At 39.6% G+C, this 17,526-nt stretch carries 13 protein-coding genes; 8 read left to right on the top strand and 5 right to left on the bottom strand.

Annotated elements, in window-relative coordinates; translation table 11 throughout:
• Nucleotides 1-22 precede the first annotated feature (22 nt).
• Both secDF and VXM68_RS00135 read right to left on the bottom strand, forming a co-directional pair.
• Nucleotides 23-3,004, bottom strand: coding sequence for a protein translocase subunit SecDF (gene secDF, locus VXM68_RS00140; protein WP_294186185.1), 2,982 nt, complete (start codon nt 3,002-3,004; stop codon nt 23-25).
• A gap of 263 nt (nt 3,005-3,267) precedes the next feature.
• Nucleotides 3,268-3,741, bottom strand: a complete 474-nt coding sequence (locus VXM68_RS00135; protein WP_293886918.1) for a hypothetical protein — start codon at nt 3,739-3,741, stop codon at nt 3,268-3,270.
• 223 nt (nt 3,742-3,964) lie between these two features.
• Between VXM68_RS00135 and guaB the strand changes: the two genes are divergently transcribed.
• The 5 genes from guaB (at nt 3,965) to VXM68_RS00110 (ending at nt 10,793) form a co-directional block, all read left to right on the top strand.
• Entirely contained in the window at nt 3,965-5,440 is a 1,476-nt protein-coding gene (guaB, locus tag VXM68_RS00130; protein WP_293957806.1) for an IMP dehydrogenase, read from the top strand.
• 143 nt (nt 5,441-5,583) lie between these two features.
• A complete protein-coding gene (locus VXM68_RS00125; protein WP_293957807.1) occupies nt 5,584-7,863 on the top strand; it encodes an ATP-dependent helicase in 2,280 nt (759 codons plus the stop codon).
• A 53-nt stretch (nt 7,864-7,916) separates the two neighbouring features.
• Nucleotides 7,917-8,732 carry a DUF4290 domain-containing protein gene (locus VXM68_RS00120; RefSeq protein ID WP_294186181.1) on the top strand — a complete coding sequence of 272 codons (816 nt, stop codon included), beginning with the start codon at nt 7,917-7,919 and terminating at the stop codon, nt 8,730-8,732.
• A 168-nt stretch (nt 8,733-8,900) separates the two neighbouring features.
• Nucleotides 8,901-10,226 carry a UDP-N-acetylglucosamine 1-carboxyvinyltransferase gene (gene murA / locus VXM68_RS00115; RefSeq protein WP_293957809.1) on the top strand — a complete coding sequence of 442 codons (1,326 nt, stop codon included), beginning with the start codon at nt 8,901-8,903 and terminating at the stop codon, nt 10,224-10,226.
• Between the two features lie 126 nt (nt 10,227-10,352).
• The gene (locus tag VXM68_RS00110) at nt 10,353-10,793 is read left to right on the top strand and encodes a hypothetical protein (RefSeq protein ID WP_367210118.1); all 441 of its coding nucleotides are present in this window, start codon (nt 10,353-10,355) and stop codon (nt 10,791-10,793) included.
• A 144-nt stretch (nt 10,794-10,937) separates the two neighbouring features.
• On the opposite strand, the gene VXM68_RS00105 is transcribed toward VXM68_RS00110, so the two are convergent.
• Together VXM68_RS00105 and VXM68_RS00100 are read right to left on the bottom strand one after the other, a co-directional pair.
• Entirely contained in the window at nt 10,938-11,342 is a 405-nt protein-coding gene (locus tag VXM68_RS00105; RefSeq protein ID WP_209578782.1) for a DUF5606 domain-containing protein, read from the bottom strand.
• 26 nt (nt 11,343-11,368) lie between these two features.
• Complete coding sequence (locus VXM68_RS00100) at nt 11,369-11,827, bottom strand: peptidylprolyl isomerase (RefSeq protein WP_293957811.1); 459 nt, start codon at nt 11,825-11,827, stop codon at nt 11,369-11,371.
• A 163-nt stretch (nt 11,828-11,990) separates the two neighbouring features.
• Between VXM68_RS00100 and radC the strand changes: the two genes are divergently transcribed.
• The 3 genes from radC (at nt 11,991) to VXM68_RS00085 (ending at nt 14,103) form a co-directional block, all read left to right on the top strand.
• On the top strand, nt 11,991-12,689 hold the full coding sequence (gene radC / locus VXM68_RS00095; protein ID WP_293957812.1) for a DNA repair protein RadC: 699 nt from the start codon (nt 11,991-11,993) through the stop codon (nt 12,687-12,689).
• A 16-nt stretch (nt 12,690-12,705) separates the two neighbouring features.
• A complete protein-coding gene (locus VXM68_RS00090) occupies nt 12,706-13,455 on the top strand; it encodes a class I SAM-dependent methyltransferase (protein ID WP_293957813.1) in 750 nt (249 codons plus the stop codon).
• A gap of 162 nt (nt 13,456-13,617) precedes the next feature.
• Nucleotides 13,618-14,103, top strand: coding sequence for a hypothetical protein (locus tag VXM68_RS00085; protein ID WP_367210117.1), 486 nt, complete (start codon nt 13,618-13,620; stop codon nt 14,101-14,103).
• Nucleotides 14,104-14,203: 100 nt separating this feature from the next.
• On the opposite strand, the gene VXM68_RS00080 is transcribed toward VXM68_RS00085, so the two are convergent.
• The gene (locus tag VXM68_RS00080; protein WP_367210116.1) at nt 14,204-17,518 is read right to left on the bottom strand and encodes a DEAD/DEAH box helicase; all 3,315 of its coding nucleotides are present in this window, start codon (nt 17,516-17,518) and stop codon (nt 14,204-14,206) included.
• Nucleotides 17,519-17,526 lie beyond the last annotated feature (8 nt).

Genomic DNA, 17,526 nt, shown 5'->3' with positions numbered 1-17,526 from the left:
TTTATTTTATCAATATCAGCTATTATGGTCTTACGACTTCAGCTTTTTTAGCAGTATTACCTTCTGCCAAATGCTTTCCTTTGCGTAAATCATATACTGAAGGTGCAGCTAAGATAATCGATGAATATGTACCTACGATAACACCGATTAAGATTGCGAATGAGAATCCACGGATAACTTCACCACCAAATATAAACAATACAGCAAGAACAAACACGATTGTCAATGATGTGATAATTGTTCTACTTAATGTCGAGTTGATCGCATGGTTTACAACATCACCAAGATCTTCATTATGTGCATTTGGTTTAGATACGAATTCACGTAAACGGTCAAATACAACCACTGTATCATTCACCGAGTAAGCAATTACAGTTAATATCGCTGCTACAAAGTGTTGGTCAATATCAAGCGAGAACGGTACGATACCATCCAAGAGAGAGAATAATCCCAATAAAATAATCGCATCGTGGATTGTTGCAATAGCTGCCCCAATTGAATATTCCCATTTATGGAAACGGATCAAGATGTAAGCTGCAACAATGATGATAGAGAATATTGCCGAACTGGTTGCTCTGGACTTGATATCAGTGGCAATACTTGGTCCAACTTTTTGAGACGAAAGGATCTCATGTTTATTGGAAGCATCTACTTTCGATAGACCTTGATTCAATTTGTCCAGCACTTCTTTATCAGCTGCATCAGAAGTTTCTTCAATATGGTAGGTTGTTGTGATACGTAACTGATTGGATGCACCAAAAACTTTTACTTCCGTTGTTTTCTTGAAGATATCATCCAAGTTTGTACGTACAGCTTCCAAGTCTACAGGCTTATCGTAACGAACTGTATAGGTACGTCCACCTTGAAAATCTACGCCTAAACTAAATCCTTTTGTGAAAATAGATGCAGCAGAAATTAACACCGCTACGATAGAGATCGCATAGAAGATTTTACGTTTCTGAACAAATTTGAAATTTGCATTTTGCAAGGTTTTTGCAGACCAAGGGAAAGAGACTTTAATTTTGAAATCTTTCGCCAACATCCATTCAAAGATCACGCGTGTCACTAAGATTGCCGTAAACAATGAAGTAATAATACCCACCATCAACGTTGTTGCGAAACCTAATATCGGACCACTACCAAATAAGAATAGAATGATACCAATTAAGAAGGTTGTGATCTGCGAATCCAGGATGGATGGTAACGCATGTTTGTAACCATCTGCTACCGCCTGACGGATCGATTTACCTAAGCCCAGTTCTTCACGGATACGTTCGTAGATCAAGACGTTCGCATCCACTGCGGTACCCATCGTCAATACGATACCCGCGATACCCGGTAAGGTGAGTACAGCATTTAAGGATGCCAATACCCCCATAATGATAAATACGTTTAATAACACCGCGATGTTTGCTACGATACCTGCTGTATTGTAGTAAGCAATCATAAAGATCATTACGACGATAATACCGATAACAGCCGAGTTAACACCGGCGTCGATGGCAGCTTGCCCCAAAGTAGGACCCACGATGGCTTCTTCAACAATTTTAGCAGTTGTTGGAAGACGGCCAGCTTTTAATACGTTTGCCAAATCTTTCGTGTCTTCTACCGTAAAAGAACCTGAGATTGAAGAACTACCATTCGGAATCTCGCCATTTACAGAAGGAGCAGAATACACCACATTGTCAAGAACGATCGCAATTGCATCTCTGTTTTGAGCCGCTTTTGCGGTAATTTTCTTCCATTCACGTGCACCTTCGCTGTTCATTTGCATACCAACCACGGGTTGATTTTTCTCATCAAAGTTCGCGGTAGCATCGGTAATCACATCGCCTGTTAATACTGCTCCATTGTCCTGTCCTGAGCCTTTAATTGCGTATAAGGATAATTGCTCAGGTGTCTTTTGTTCAGGTTTAACAGCCCATAAAAGTTTTAAGTTTCCGGGAAGAATTGATTTTACCTCAGGACGTTGCAAGTATGCATTTACTTTTGCGGTATCTTTTAACGAAGCAATACCCACCATTGAACCTGGCATAAGTGCCATTTGTTGGTTTTCGCCCATATAAACAGCTGGACGTAAGGCTTCAAATAGTGGATTTTTCTGACCTAGATTTACAGCAGCACTGTCTTTCTTAGCATCTTTTTTACCACCGGTTAGATTAGACAATAAATCATCTGATTTTTTGCTTGTATCTGCTGTGGCATTTGTCGTAGCAGCTGGAGCAGCTTTTAACGTTGATGCTAAAGTTTTATCGATATTTTCCAGTAATGGATAAACTTCTTGGTTAGTATAGGTCTCATAAAACTCCAGTTTTGCGGAGCCTTGAAGCAGGTTACGCACACGGCTTTCATCTTTGACACCAGGTAACTCGATCAAAATACGGTTTGTACCTTGTTGAATTTGAATGTTTGGCGATGCAACACCAAACTTATCGATACGTGTACGAAGTACTTTGTAGGAATTTTGGATGGCATTGTCCGCTTCTTTTTGAAGGAACGATTCAACTTTGGAGTCTGAATCACCAGGTTTAATTAGCGCAGCATTATCTTTTGTTGAAAAGAATGTTGAAAGTGGAGTTGTCGCACCGATGGATTTGTATTCTTCCATAAATAAAGCAACGACTGTTTTTGCACTCGTTTTGCTTTTTGCTACGGCCTGTTCCAACGCTTTGTTGAATTTCTCATCTTTTGGGTTATTTGCCAAATTGCGGATCAATTCGTCCAACGAGATTTCCATGGTTACGTTCATACCACCTTTCAAATCCAATCCCAAAGCGAGTTCATTTGCTTTGGCTTCCCGATAGGTGTATTTTGCAAACCCTAAATTGTACACTACTTCACCTGCCATTGAGTCTAGATAGCTCTTCTCTTTTGCCAAATCTCCCTTGGCAAAATTCTCAGCATCGCGCTCCACATTGCGGGTCACCCAAGTAAATGATAGGGAGTATAGACACGCTAATGACACCACTATCACTAAAAGTTTAATCAGCCCTTTACCTTGCATCGTCTGTTATTAATTGTATTAATTATAATGTTAAATACTGTTTATGTAATTGATAATTAGTTCTTGTTTAATCACATTTTACCAAGAATGGCAAAGGTATAAAATTTTTGTAGAATGAAAAGTTTTATTTATGCCAATTAGGTCAACGGCATAAAAATAGGAGAATTGAAGAAAAAAAGAAATACTTATGCATTTTATTTCATAAAAAAAGGTCCTCCTCATGATGAGAAGAACCTTTTTTTAAGCTATTTGAACTGCTTCTATTATCTTAATGTATATTTGATACCAAATGAAAATGTTGAAGCGTCAAAATCAGAACCATGGTTTAAAGTCCAATTTGGTTTCCAGTCAGCGTGAAGACCGATAGGAGCCGATGGAATTTTAAATTCTAGACCCAATTGCGGTCTTAATCCCACATAAGTGATGTTATCACCAGCGTCTACAAACGTTAATTGTGCACCGACACCTGCGTACCAGCCTAAACCTGGAGCGCCACGGAAAGGTCTTGCATGTTGCCAATCAGCACCAACTGCTACCACATGGTCATCAAACATTACCTGCGCTTGACCATTGTTTGCGCCACCCATTGATTGTTTGTATTGAACCCCCCATAAGTCACCGATCGATCCGTCGAAAACCACACCGATAGCAGCGCGTTGAGGAGATTGAGCTTTTACTTCTTGTGTACCAAATGCTAATGCTGCGACTGCAGCTAATGAAAGTAGTGTCTTTTTCATAATTATCTTATCTTTATATTTTCATTAATTAAAATAACTTTTCGTGTTACCGAAAGCAAATAGCTTGCCAAAAAATAATCGCGTCTGAAATAAAGAAAATGGAATGTTTAATTCATAATGGTTCTAATTTGTCTTTCGATTGTAATTTATATACTTTATTTTTTTATATTACTTATTTTTCTTAAATTTGCCTGGCAAATAGAAAACCCAATACATATTTGCCATGCAATTAGATCCACAAAAATTCGTAGCAGAAGGTCTCACTTACGATGACGTCTTATTAATTCCAGCTTATTCTGAAATTTTACCCCGTGACGTTGATACGAGTACTTCGCTAACAAAAAAAATCAAATTAAATATCCCATTGGTTTCTGCAGCAATGGATACGGTAACTGGTGCTGATTTAGCCATAGCGATTGCACAAGCTGGCGGTATTGGTATGTTGCATAAGAACATGACTATTGCAGAACAGGCTGCTGAAGTACGCAAAGTTAAGCGCTCGGAGAGCGGCATGATTCAGGATCCTGTTACTTTATTGGCAACAGCAACAGTAGGAGACGCCTTTAATATCATGAAGGAGCACAAGATCGGCGGTATTCCCGTTGTGAATGAAAATGGGCAGTTAGTCGGTATTGTAACCAATCGTGACCTTCGTTTTCAAAAAGATATGCTTCGCCCAATCAATGAATTGATGACGAAAGAAAATCTTGTCGTGGCACCGGAAGGAACAGATTTGGTAAAAGCTGAAGAGATTCTTCAAAACGAAAAGATCGAAAAACTTCCAGTCGTCAATAGTGAAGGGATTTTGAAAGGTTTGATTACATTTAAAGATATTCAAAAATATAAGCATTACCCCAATGCCGCTAAAGATAGTCATGGACGTTTATTGGTGGGCGCTGCTGTAGGCGTTACACCAGATACGTTGGACCGCGTTGAAGCTTTGGTGAAGGCAGGAGTAGATGTGGTCACCATTGATACGGCACATGGGCATTCAAAAGGGGTGATCGATAAACTGAAATTAGTGAAAGCCCAATTTCCTGAACTTCAGGTAATCGTTGGAAATATTGCGACAGGTGCAGCAGCAACAGCTTTAGCTGAAGCAGGTGCAGATGCCGTAAAAGTAGGTATCGGACCGGGCTCAATCTGTACAACACGTATTATTGCTGGTGTCGGTGTTCCTCAGCTTTATGCCATATATGAAGTCGCGAAAGCACTGAAAGGAACTGGCGTACCATTGATTGCTGATGGTGGTATTAAACAGACAGGCGATATTGCAAAAGCAATTGCCGCTGGAGCAAGCACAATTATGGCCGGTTCATTATTCGCAGGAGTGGAAGAAGCCCCAGGTGAAACCATTATCTACGAAGGACGTAAGTTTAAGTCTTACCGCGGTATGGGCTCAATTGAAGCCATGGAAAAAGGGTCTAAAGATCGTTATTTCCAAGACGTGGAAGATGATATTAAAAAACTGGTTCCTGAAGGTATTGTTGGTCGTGTTCCTTATAAAGGCACACTGGCTGAAGTCGTTTATCAATATGTCGGTGGATTGCGCGCTTCCATGGGTTACTGTGGTGCTGCCACCATTGAAAAGTTGCAGGAAGCTCAGTTTGTCCGTATTACAGGAGCAGGCTTGAGAGAGTCTCATCCGCATAATATTTCGATTACGAAGGAAGCACCAAATTATAATAGCAGAGGCTAAATAGCACTTATTTGATATAAAAACCGATAATCTTTATTATCGGTTTTTTTTGTGTAAAAATATTAGCAAGATAGCCTGAGGGATCGACAGGAAATTTGTACTTTTATACCCTATTCTCAGGTTATAAAATTTAAGGAGTTAATTTGGATTATTTAGCGGGTTTAAACCCTTCACAACGAGGAGCCGTAGAGCAAACAGAAGGTCCTGTGATGATTGTTGCAGGGGCTGGTTCAGGAAAAACACGGGTGATTACCTATCGTGTAGCACACTTGATTCGAAAAGGTGTTGATCCATTCAATATCTTGGTATTGACATTTACCAACAAGGCAGCCAAAGAGATGCGTGCCCGTATCGTTTCTGTCGTAGGGAGCGAAGCGAAAAATATTTGGATGGGAACATTCCACTCCGTATTTGCAAAAATACTCCGGGTAGAAGCTGAATTGATCGGGTATCCCAGAAACTTTACCATTTACGATACCGACGATACCAAAAGCTTGTTGCGTGCCATCTTAAAAGAAATGAATCTTGACGATAAACTGTATAACGTCAATCATGTGTACGGACGGATCTCGCAAGCAAAAAACAACCTGATATCACCGCAGGAATATAATAAGAATGAAGCCATCTTGGCCGAAGATATTTCCAACGGTCGTGGGCAATTGGGACAAATTTATATGACCTATGCGCAACGCTGCTACAGGGCAGGAGCCATGGATTTTGATGATCTGTTGTTTAAAACAAATGTATTATTGAATAAACATCCAGAGGTACTGCATAAATATCAGCACCAGTTTCGTTATCTGATGGTCGATGAGTATCAGGATACGAACTTTTCACAATACCTTATTGTCAAGCGACTGGCAGCAGTCAACGAAAATATCTGTGTCGTAGGGGATGACGCACAGTCTATCTATGCATTTCGCGGGGCAAATATTCAGAATATCCTAAATTTCCAAAAAGATTATCCGGATGTGAAGATCTTTAAACTGGAGCAGAATTATCGATCTACCAAGATGATCGTGAATGCAGCTAATTCGGTGATCGCCAACAATCAGAATCAATTGGAGAAAAATGTTTTTTCAGATAATGAAGAGGGCGAAAAAATCAGGGTTTCACGTGCGTTCTCTGACAATGAGGAAGGTAAGATCGTCGCCGACCAGATCATTGAAGAGAAATCGTTAAAAGGGCTTAATTTTAAAGATTTTGCTATTCTGTATCGTACCAACGCCCAATCCAGGGCAATGGAGGAGGCCTTACGCAAAATTAATATTCCCTATAAAATATATGGTGGTACTTCTTTCTATCAACGGAAAGAAATTAAAGATCTAATCGCGTATTTTAGGCTTACCTTCAATCCAAACGATGAGGAAGCGTTAAAGCGCGTTATCAATTACCCGCGCAGAGGGATAGGGGATACAACAATCGAGAAGATTATGATCGCCGCAGATCAGAATCAATACCGCATTTGGGATGTTGTTGCCAATGCAGCTCAGTTTCTTGATGGACGTAGTGCAACCTCTGTTGGTGGTTTTGCACAGATGATACAGAGTTTTCAAGCCCTGGCCAAAAATAATAACGCCTTTGATACGGCCATGCACATTGCTCAGCACTGTGGTATTCTAAAAGAATTGTATGAAGATAAGTCCGTAGAAGGATTGGCACGCTACGAAAATATCCAGGAACTTCTTAATGGTATTAAGGAATTTTCGGAGCGAGAGGACATTGAAGAGCGTGGACTGGACGTATACATGCAAGATATCGCTCTGTTGACAAACGACGATAATGATAAAGATCCAAACGCTGATACCGTATCCTTAATGACCATCCACTCTTCGAAAGGACTGGAGTTTCCGATTGTTTTTATCGTTGGTTTGGAAGAAAACTTATTTCCGTCGCAGTTATCTTTAAATTCCAGGTCGGAATTGGAGGAAGAACGAAGACTTTTTTATGTCGCTGTGACTAGAGCTGAAAAAAAATTACTACTTTCGTATGCTACTTCGCGATATCGTTGGGGAACGCTCAATAATTGCGAACCCAGTCGCTTCTTGGATGAATTAAATCCGGCATGTCTAGCATTGGATTTTAAACCACGACAAACTTCTGCCTCAGCCGGAAGTTTTCAAGGCGAACGAATTGCATGGCAACAAAAGGACAGTGATGACACATTTTCTAAACCTAAGCCTAAGCCGATGGTGAAAACGACGTCAATACTGCCAAAAGCCCACAAACCTACTGCGGGTTTTGCTCCTTCAGATACATCAAACCTTCAAGTCGGCATGGAAGTTGAACACGAACGCTTCGGATTTGGGAAAGTTGTTAATCTCGAAGGAAATAAAGGAGATATTAAAGCAACTATTTTCTTTAAAGAGTTGGGACAGAAACAATTGTTGCTTAAATTTGCAAAACTTAGAATAATTCAATAATAAAATACCAAAACGACATCTTGATCGTTTACTTAGGTACTTATATTAGCTATATGAACTTTGACTACAACAGCACTAGACCAAAATTGATCCTTGCAGAATATGGTCGCAATGTGCAAAATATGGTAGATTACATCTGTACTTTACCCACAAAGGAAGAAAGAAATAAACACGCACAAATTGTAATCGATATGATGGGGGTGTTAAACCCACATCTTCGAGATGTGTCTGATTTCAAACATAAGCTGTGGGACCACCTGCAGATTATTTCTGATTTTAAATTGGATATCGACTCGCCTTATCCAATTGCTACTGCCAAAAGCGTGAAACACGAAGTGGAGCACCTCGGCTATCCACAGCATTCCATCCGATTCAAGCATTACGGTTTTACCGTAGAGAAAATGATTGAGAAGGCGCTATTGGCTAATGACGAAGCCAAAAGGGAGCAGATGGTTATCGGTATTGCCAATTTTATGAAAATGGCTTACCTGACCTGGAATAAAGATTCCGTTTCGGATGAATTGATCATTCAGGATCTCAAAGAGCTGTCAGGTTATCAATTGAGCTTACCAGAAGGTACTGTTTTGACGAAACTTGACTTTAAAACGCCGCCTCCGGGAAATCGTGTTAAAGGTCCGGCCAACAGTAATTCGGGCGGAAATAATAACAACAACAATAACAATAATTCCGGTCATCAGTCGAAAGGTGGTGGTAAGCCCCGTATGGCAAACAACAATAACAATAATACCAAACGCAACAACTACGGAAGCAACAGTAATAGCTACGGAAGTAACAATAACAATAGTTACGGAAGTAATAATAACAGAAACAGAAAGCCACAGGGTAACTATAATAACAAACGAGGCTAGTTCTTAAAATTGTTCAAAGAAGCAGGCAATTGCGAAGTGATTAACAGATTTCTTTACAATTGCCTGCTTTTTTTAAAAAATTCGGTGTTTTACGCAACAATAAAACCAAATACCCAAGGGAAATACAAGCGGAGAGTATGTATTAAGAAGATATCACTTATAGAATAAATGAACGCATTTGAAATAATCGGTGGAAAACCGTTAAAGGGAGAGATTATTCCTCAAGGAGCAAAAAATGAGGCCTTACAGATTCTTTCAGCAGTTTTGCTGACAGAAGAACCCATGACCATCAGTAATATCCCAGATATTAAAGATGTCAATAAGCTGATCGATCTGTTAGGAGCGCTAGGTGTTAAAATCAATCGCATTGATAAGGATACCTATGTTTTTGAAGCTAAAGATATAAATATAGACTATTTTCAATCACCCGAATTTAAAGAAAAAGGAGGGGGGTTGCGGGGCTCAATTATGATTGTTGGACCTTTGTTGGCTCGATTCGGCAAAGCAGCTATCCCAAAACCGGGGGGCGATAAAATTGGCCGTAGACGATTGGATACACATTTTTTGGGCTTTGAAAAACTGGGGGCCAAATTTATTTACGATCCTACCAATCATTTTTTTAATGTTGATGCAACAGAGCTTAAAGGAAGCTATATCTTATTGGACGAGGCCTCAGTGACCGGTACTGCCAACATTGTAATGGCTGCCGTATTGGCTAAAGGCACAACAACAATATACAACGCGGCTTGTGAGCCTTATTTACAGCAATTATGTAAGATGCTAAACCGCATGGGAGCAAAAATATCCGGTATTGGATCTAATTTGTTGACCATTGAAGGTGTAGAACGTCTTGGCGGTACTTCACACCGTATGTTGCCCGACATGATCGAAATTGGTTCTTTTATCGGATTGGCTGCAATGACAGGTTCTGAAATCACTATTAAAGACGTCTGTTTTGAAGAACTTGGTGTTATCCCATCTGTATTTTCGCGTTTGGGTATCAAGTTTGAACTGCGTGGTGACGATATTTTTATTCCTGCACAAGACTCTTATGAAATTGATACATTTATAGATGGATCTATTCTGACCATCTCGGATGCACCTTGGCCAGGTTTTACACCAGATTTATTGAGTATAGTGCTCGTGGTGGCAACGCAGGCTAAAGGTAATGTATTGATTCACCAAAAAATGTTTGAGAGCCGTTTGTTCTTCGTCGATAAACTGATTGATATGGGAGCTCAGATTATCTTGTGCGATCCGCACCGCGCCACTGTTATTGGATTGAACAAATCGCACCACCTGAGAGGTATTGAAATGACTTCCCCTGATATCCGCGCCGGAGTATCCTTACTCATTGCAGCCTTATCGGCAAAAGGCAAGTCTGTGATCCACAACATCGAACAAATTGAACGCGGCTATCAAGATATCGAAGAGCGCTTACGGAAATTAGGTGCAGATATTAAACGTATAGACGCCGAACCAAAGGGACATTAAATAATCTTATCAGCCCGAATGGCAAATTGAAGAAAAAGAGCTCCAGATATTATTACTGGAGCTTTTTTGTGATATATGCCCCAAATAAGGTGAATTTGTATAAAATACATTTAAACAAAAATAGATATGAAAAAATATCTAATAAAGTATGGCCTATCTCTCCCTTTATTTGGCCTATCGCTACTCTTTTACAATTGTCAGTCTTCTACCCCTAAAGAAGTTAAATTACACGAAGAATCAAATACAACAACTGACATTCGTTCTTCAAAACCTATCAATGCTGCAGTAATCGAACAAAAAGTTACCTTTCCGAATTTGCCTTTTGCTGAACTCCTCAGGTTGATGAATCTGAATAACGATAGCTCACCTGCCGTTTTGTGGAAAACGATATCCGCACTGCCCGAATCCCAAAAAGAGGAAGCAGATAGCTTTGATATTGGAAATCCCTTCCAACGCATGGAACTTATGCGTGTTCCCTTACGCAAGATGGAAATTAGATTTGATCAACAACAAGCAATATCCATTGCTGAAGGTTTAACTTATCGGTTGCAGAATTATGTGAATTAAAGTAAAGGTTCATGGGGCTGACGGTCCCACTGGTCAAAATAGCATTGAACAGAGAGTGCTTGATGTCGTGTTTCATTAGTACGTCAAATAAAAAACGGAGTTGATCAATAATCAACTCCGTTTTTTATTTGACGTAGGTAAAAACTACATTAAAGGAGCAGGAGCTTCTTCTTCAAATAAAGGAAATTCTTTGATAATATTATACCAAGTAATCACCTTTTTAATATCCGATGAATAAACACGTGATTCATCATGGCCGGGAGCTACTTCACGGAAGAAATTTCTCAACGTTTCGCCATCCGATTTCGTATCCGGTAAAGCAATCCCTTTCTCTTTGATAGTTTCAAAAATATTCAATAATCGAATTTCTTCTTCTTCACCATAAATTGTGATGTCTTCCAAAGTAGCCATTTTTGTCGAAGATAAACTGACTACAGTTTTTATTTTTGCCTGATCCAGGGTTTCTAAAATAAAACCTCCTTTATTTTGTCCAACCAATTTGAACAATCCTGGTTTACCAGTTACGGATACTAATGCTCTTAAATTCATTTTAACTATATTTAAATCTCCAAGAATTAATCTTCGATAACTTCAATTGATAAGATACGGTCACCCTGTCTGATATCGTCAACGATGTCTACGTTTTCGATTACTTTTCCAAAACAAGTATGGTTACGATCTAAGTGCGCAGTGTTGTTGCGGCTATGACAGATGAAAAATTGTGAACCACCTGTATTACGGCCAGCATGTGCCATAGATAATACACCTCTATCGTGATATTGATTTTCGCCAGTCAGTTCACAATCAATTTTATAACCTGGGCCACCTGTTCCCGGTGTTCCTGCCGCACCTTCTCGTGAATTTGGACAACCGCCCTGGATCACGAAATCAGGAATCACACGGTGAAATGCTAATCCATCATAATATCCTGATTTAGCAAGTTTGATAAAATTGGCTACTGTATTTGGAGCATCGGCTGTGTAGAACTCCACAGTCATGTCGCCTTTTTCTGTTTTAATGATCGCTTTACTCATATTCAAAAATTTTTATGAAGTACAAAGATAACGTTTCAGAGTGAAATGTGAAGTAAATCCCCATTGCCAATTTTTTTTAATTGATGCATTGTTTATTTCTCAGCATATTAAGTAGCTTTTTTTGTATATTTATGTACGCTAGCCTTTTATAACTTAATTAAAAATGTCAAACTCGTACAAACTAGTCATTCGGGATTGGGCTGAGGCTGATCGCCCGAGGGAGAAACTTTTGAAGCAAGGTCGTAGGGCACTTACAGATGCCGAATTATTAGCGATCTTGATTGGCTCTGGATCTAAAAATGAAAGTGCCGTAGAACTGTGTCGGCGTATATTAGCTGATGCCAATAACAGCCTGCAGACACTTTCCACAATGGATGTCGCAGAGCTGAGCAGGTATAGAGGCATAGGAGAAGCAAAAGCCATTTCCATTCTTGCCGCCTTGGAGCTCGCTCGTCGCAAAAACGAACTGCCCGCCGAAGAGCGTAAACAGGTGGCTAGCAGTCGCTACGTATATACTCTTATGAAACCAATATTACAAGACCTCCCGCATGAGGAATTTTGGGCAATGTATTTGAATACTGCATATAAAATATTGGACAAGCAGCTCATTGGCCGTGGCGGGAATGATTTTACGCCAGTTGATGTCCGGATAATCTTACGAACGGCAATCAGCCTCAAAGCTCACGCCATTATACTTATTCACAATCACCCTTCAGGTACGTTGTATCCGAGCAATGCTGACAAAATCCTGACGCAAAAAATTGTCGAAGCCTCTAAAATTATGGATATTAGAGTTGCCGATCATTTAATCTTTACCGATAACGGATATTACAGTTTTAAGGATGAGGGTATCATCGATTAGTTATAGTATGCTTAGTATGGATAGAAATAGTATTGATAGATTCACAGACCGGGTTGTTGATTACGAAAAATTTAGACCTAATTATCCTAAAGAGATTATTCAGGTGCTAAAAGAACAGATCGGGTTACATAAGCAATGGTTAGTCGCCGATATTGGCAGCGGCACCGGTCTCTCTACTCAACTCTTTCTCGAAAATGGAAATAACGTTTTTGCCGTTGAACCCAATCGTGAAATGCGTGAATCTATGTTGCACCATTTTAAAACCTACAGGAATCTAATTGCAGTGAATGCCACCGCAGAAGATACAACCATTGAGTCCGGATGTGTTGATCTTATTTTTGCCGGACAATCGTTCCATTGGTTCGACCAGCAAGCCTGTCGAAAAGAGTTTGACCGTATTTTAGCTGAAAATGGACATATGGTAATTGTCTGGAACCGGCGCGATCCCGCGGATGCCTTCCAGCAAGAGTATGAACAATTTTTACGCAGTCATATCCCCAGTTATCAACCGGTCAGCCACAAAAATATAAGTGATGACGATCTTAAACACTTTTTTGGACCCCGGGCAATGAAGAAGGTTACTTTGCCAAACCAACAGATCTTTGATCTCCGATCTTTTTTGGGAAGAGTGCGTTCATCTTCCTATTTCCCAAAAGAACAAGACAAAAATAAAACGTTGTATGATGATCTTCGTATTCTCTTTGATAAGTACGCAATCTCCGATCGTATCATATTCAAGTATATAACTGAAATTTATATCAGTTAACTCAGACTCCAGAATCTGTAAGGCCTTTGTAATAGCGTAGGAATGTAATAGCGTAGGAACTGTAAATTGAAATTTACTTTAGTTAAAAATGTGTTAAACATGTAGTGCTAAGGAGGGGATGGCATTTTATTTGGGCGTATTTCGACGAAAGAAAAAAGAGATATGTTAGGAGCCGAATTAATAATTTTTAGACGTTGCTTGCTGTTGGTGATGATAGGAGTAGGTGGGGTCCATAGTGTAATAGCGCAACAGATGCATGCTTTTTATCAGTCAGTACCTGAATTTCATGGAGTATATCGCTGGTTAGATCCATTTTTCCCTATAAACCCAAAGGTCGCCGCCAAGGAGAATCTTGATGTAATAGAGGACGATTATACAGAAAATCACAATAAAGCAATACGTTCAACGGAAAAAAAGCATTTTAAGGGTAGGGTAAGTGACCAGGTATATCAGGGTTCGGAAGTAATCAGTAACCCCTCAAAATCAGTTGGAAATATCACATACAGTTCGTCCAGTTCAACCACTCGGTATCGCGTCGCTATCGATCGACGTATCGACGAACAATACCTCGGCAAACCTGTCTTTGTAGATGCTAAGGGAATAAAATATATAATTGATTCGAAGTATAGGAAACAGATCGTAGAATGATGCTGAATAACGTTAATAGTTAGTTCGTTGCTGTGTGATATACGATAAAGAAACCATATAAATGAATAAAAGAGCTTAAGATAACAAGTGAAAGCTTAAATTATCGCAGCAAATCCATTAAATAGCTTTTATCCAGATAAAAGTTGCCCAAACTCCCGCCTTCATCCAAAATACTTTTGCTTATTTCCTTTTTGTGTCGCTGTAAGGCTTGAATTTTATCTTCAACGGTATTGGGGCTGATCAACCGAACTGCAGTGACCATTTTTTGCTGCCCCATGCGATAAATCCTGTCAATGGCTTGTTGTTCGACTGCCGGATTCCACCAAGGATCCACCAGATAGACTACATCGGCAGCCACAAGATTGAGCCCAGTGCCCCCTGCTTTTAGGCTCACCAGGAAAACAGGTATATCCTTATCGTTTTGGAAATCGCTAACCAGCTGACCTCGATTTTTGGATTTCCCAGTGAGCATCAATGAACGGATACCCTGTTTATCCAAAGCCTCTTTAATCAGATTGAGCATCGTTACGAATTGTGAAAATACGATCATTTTATGCTGTTCTTTTTTATGCAGAATCTGATCCATAAGTACTTCAATTTTGGCAGAGTCCTCTGTGGATGTCAACTCTTCATTTTGGAGCAGTTTGCTAGAATTGCATATCTGACGCAATCTCGTTAAACCTTTCAATATATGCATAGGGCTTTTTCTGATCTCATCCCCATCCTTGGCCGAGATAAATTCTCGGAACTCCTTTTCATAAAGATCATAAATTCGCCGTTGAGCACTTTTCATTTCACAGTAAAGAACCAGTTCATTCTTCGCTGGAAGATCAAGTAATACATCCTGCTTTGTGCGGCGCAAAATAAAAGGCTTTATTTTTTCTTTCAGCATTTCTTTTCTCTTGCGGTTGTGGAAGGCATCTACAGGAGTGGTGTAAACATCTTTGAAGTATTTTTTACTTCCTAGTAAACCGGGCGCAATAAAGGAAATCTGCGCATAGAGATCCATGGTATTATTTTCGATAGGGGTTCCTGTTAAAATAATACGATTTCTTGATTTTAGTAAGTTTACTGCTTTATAGCGCTGCGAATCTGGATTTTTTATTTGTTGCGATTCATCCAAAATCACATAATTGAACTTTAAATTTTTCAGCCTATTGATCGCTGTCAACAGGTTGTGATAAGAAATTAAAATCAGGTCATAGGACTCAGGTTGCAGCGCTTTCTGTAGGCCATTTGAACCATCTAAGACGAGCGTTTTAAAAGACGGAAGAAATTGCTGAATTTCATGCTGCCAGTTAAAGATTAAGGTGGTGGGAAGTACCAGTAAAGTTGCGGCACTTTGTCCCCTTTCTTTTTGAGTGGCCAAGAATGCTAAAATTTGGATTGTTTTTCCAAGCCCCATGTCATCGGCAAGGCAGCCGCCAAAGTTAAGCCCATCCAAAAAATGTAACCATTGTACACCCTCTTGCTGATAGGGGCGTAAATTTCCCACAAAGGATGAAGGAATCTGAAGTTTGGAGAACGAAGAAAAATTAGTAAGTCGATTTCTTAGCATGCTAAGCTCAGCGGCTACGGTAGGATCTATTTCAGATTGATCAAAAAGATGGTCAATCTCATTAAACTTATATTTTGGAATTTCAATGAAATCATCGGTGATCGTTTCGGCAGCAGTAAAATAAGCCTCAAATTTATCGAGCCACTCCTGCGGTAAGATTCCTTGGGTGCCATCATCCAAAGTGATGAACTGCGAACGGTTCCGTACGGCCTTTTCAAGTTTTTTAAGGGAAACACTTTTAGGTCCGAATTTAACCTGTATATGAGCATTGAACCAATTTTGACCACTCAGTACCTCAACGTGTATTTTGCCTTTAAAACGACTTAATTTATTGCCCCGAAGGGCATTAAACCCAATAATCTGTATGCCATGATGCTGCCACGCATCAAAAGCATCTAAAAACCAGTCTTTATCTAGAAAATAACGGCGATGGAGATAAAAATGTTGGAAGCTTCCATCGTCCATCTGTTCCTTAAAATACGGATGTTGCTTTAGTAAAAGCGAAATTATGTTAGTTTCCGCTCCGTGCCTCCGATCTACCAAAAACTGGTTGCCTTTACTATCCGTTCCAAATATGTTTCGTTTGCTTAAAATAGGAATTTCGACTTCACCATAGCGCATGACAGGAATAAGGTTGACAAAATCTTCCGATTCCTCCAGAAACAAAAGTGGCTGCATGTCCTCATAATAAAGATTTTCCTTCAACTGCGGCTTTTTCGCTTTAGGAATATCCTGGAAATGCAAATCCACCGAGTGCGCGAGCGGTTCCAAAAATAAGCTGTTGAATTCTTTGAATTTCCGCTGATGAATCAACAACTGCTCACCCTTGTTGGTAAACAAACGTATCAACTTCAGGTGAAGCTTATTTTCAATCAGAAAAAGCTGATTTCTGATGGAGATGAAATGATCCAAAAGAATAACTAAATCCTGTAAACTGTAGGCTATGGTATGGATATGAATTTCTCCCTGAATAGCATAAAATGAGCCTTTTTTTGTAATAAAGAGCTTAACATCACCTTTCTTCAGACTAAGCTGAACGGACGATAGGGAGGAGGCTGTTATATTTTCATATTGTTCATAATTATGTAGATAAAAATCCATACGTAGCGGGTTTTTTGCAATTGCCTTCAGGCTGGAAATAATTTCCAGATCTTGTTGTACTACTTGGGAAAGCTGAAGCACAGCCGTATAAAATTGCATTTCCTCTATTGAGCTGCTCCGCCAGAGACATGTTTGGATATCACCATCGGAAATCGGGTTTTTGAGCATACCGGATTTTGTTAATGAAGCCCGGCAGAGGAGCACCTGCAGATTTTTGTAATACCGATTGCGTGTTAATACAACAAAATGATGCTGCTGTTCGATCGGAGTTTTGGTTTTGGGTGCAATAGATTCTTCCACCAGGTCAAAGTCATCGATGGAAGTTAACTGTTTGTTTTTCAAGACAAAATCAAGTTTATCCGCTTTGATATGTGCAGAAAAATAATTTTCCAGAGCCGGTTCATCTTCCAGTCCATATTGTGCCGCAACTTTTTTTAGGAGAACATTATACCTATTGGCGTCAAAGAATGCCAGCCAATTTTCCTGCATAAATAATTTACTCAAAGCCGCCTTTTGATGACGACAAAATCCTATATCGAGACAGTTGCAGAATACAGCTGTCGTGGGAGCGTTATGGATAATCATCACCTCAAAGTGGTTATAATTTTCCTGTACACGAAACGTTGCCTGATTGATCGTTATTTCTAATGCATTTACCTGAAAATGAGTTAATTTTAAGTCCATCCAAGGGAAATAAGAATGCCGGCTTATTTTGTTGAAATCAATATCGGTCAATATATGTTGATGAAACTCCATGCGACTTG

This window comes from Sphingobacterium sp. R2 (genome assembly GCF_040760075.1).
Classification (GTDB): domain Bacteria; phylum Bacteroidota; class Bacteroidia; order Sphingobacteriales; family Sphingobacteriaceae; genus Sphingobacterium.
This window is presented reverse-complemented; position numbering and strand designations above follow the sequence as displayed.